Origin of the sequence: Gordonibacter sp. (assembly GCF_036667095.1) — a bacterium.
In the GTDB taxonomy this organism is placed as follows: domain Bacteria; phylum Actinomycetota; class Coriobacteriia; order Coriobacteriales; family Eggerthellaceae; genus Gordonibacter.
Map to the genome: position 1 here is coordinate 1 of NZ_JAVWUP010000362.1, position 1,517 is coordinate 1,517.

Here is a 1,517-nt window from a genome sequence, read left to right on the forward strand (position 1 = left end):
GGTAAGCGGAAGGCAGGCTGCATACCACTCCAGAAAGGATAGAAACCGATCAATAGGCAACAAGGTTGCATCTCTTAGGAGTTCAACGATCTTTGCAACAGCAGCCTTGTTGCCAAGAAAGTCCGCTGTGTTTTCGAAAGAATAACTCGGCTCATTGGGCTTGTTGTTTGCATATAAGAACTGAGCCGGAACTTCGTTGAGTGTTTTAAAGGCTAAACCCTTCCATATAAACGAAGGGATGTTGTTCACACCATGTAAAAACTCTTGACGTTCTGTTTCGCCTGGAGCGTTCGAGACGCCTGCAGTATCGGTCTCTGCGATACTAAGACCACAAGATAACCTTGCATTTATGAACCTAGTCCAAAGTACAAACAATGCCGTTCTTTGTAGCTGTGCTTTACTTTTATGACTTCCTGTTATTGCTATCTCACAAATTGGCGAGATGATATTCTTGTCTGCAAGAATAAGTACGTCGTCAATATTGTTAGAAAGTTCAAAAAGGTCATGTACTAAAAAATGACCATCAGGGGCATATCGAGGGTGGAAGCAGAGTTGCATCGCATTAACAGCCTCAATAAGAATATCTAGTTCATCGTCTTCGAATACAAGTAACGGCATTACGTCTCGCTATATCCTTTGTGCGGTATAGTAAATGTCTTCCTTGATCCCGTACGTATGAGACCGGTCGCCCATATATAGCTCGACGGCCGAATCGCCGCTGAAGTTCATGATCGCGTCCTGCGTCGCTCCGTCGAGCAGATTGAGGAAGCGGCACTCTTTGGTTCCAGCTAGGTCGGTTACAGACAAAACCTGCGCAAACATGTCAGGGAAATCACGCAGGAACTCGACATATCCCTTGAGCTTGGGGAGGGAGTCTCCAAGATGTGCGCCGTGGGGGTCTACAATCGCTGGACGGATTTTACCACTGTCGTCTCGGGTGAAGAAGATAAAGTCCGGGCGAAGCGAGACGCGACCATTCGGCATGGTGTAAGGGATAGAGAAGACCTGCGGAGAGTTATTTGATGGATTGCGATAAAAAGCTACTGTGTAGGGCCGAGCAAGCTCTTTGCGGGCAACGTACTCTTCGAACGGCGAGACATCTAGATGGCACATCCCATTCTTATCCTGAACGATATGCTTGGGGAAAGCGGGCCATTTGGCGCTTACGACGCTTCCACCTGTGGGCCACTCTACATGCTTTACGCGCTTGCCGCTTGTTTCGCCTTCGAGTTGGTCGTACTTCTGGCGGTTTTCCTCGGACATGTAATCGCGGTCAACGGCGTGTGCATCAAAATAGTCAGCACGTTTGTTTGCCGCCCAGCTAACGAGAGTATCGACTACGGATGCGGTTCTAGATGCTGCTGCAAGCTGCAGGTCGACTTCCGAAGAGGGAACCTTGTTCTCGATGATTTGCGTACGACGGTACGCGTTTACGAGCTCATCACCGCCGAATACGCGCCACGCTTCCTTTGATGCCTCTTTGATGCCCGCTGCATCGGCTTTAGGCGCCTCTGACC

Annotated in this window: 2 protein-coding genes; both read right to left on the reverse strand. The window is 49.2% G+C overall.

All coding sequences use genetic code 11. The features are described 5' to 3' along the window. Positions 1–618 (reverse strand): hypothetical protein (locus RR842_RS14620; RefSeq protein WP_332730300.1); only part of this gene is annotated, 618 nt, incomplete at its 3' end. 9 nt (positions 619–627) lie between these two features. Beyond that, positions 628–1,517, reverse strand: an 890-nt coding sequence (locus RR842_RS14625) for a hypothetical protein (RefSeq protein ID WP_332730301.1), incomplete at its 5' end; no start/stop codon positions are given.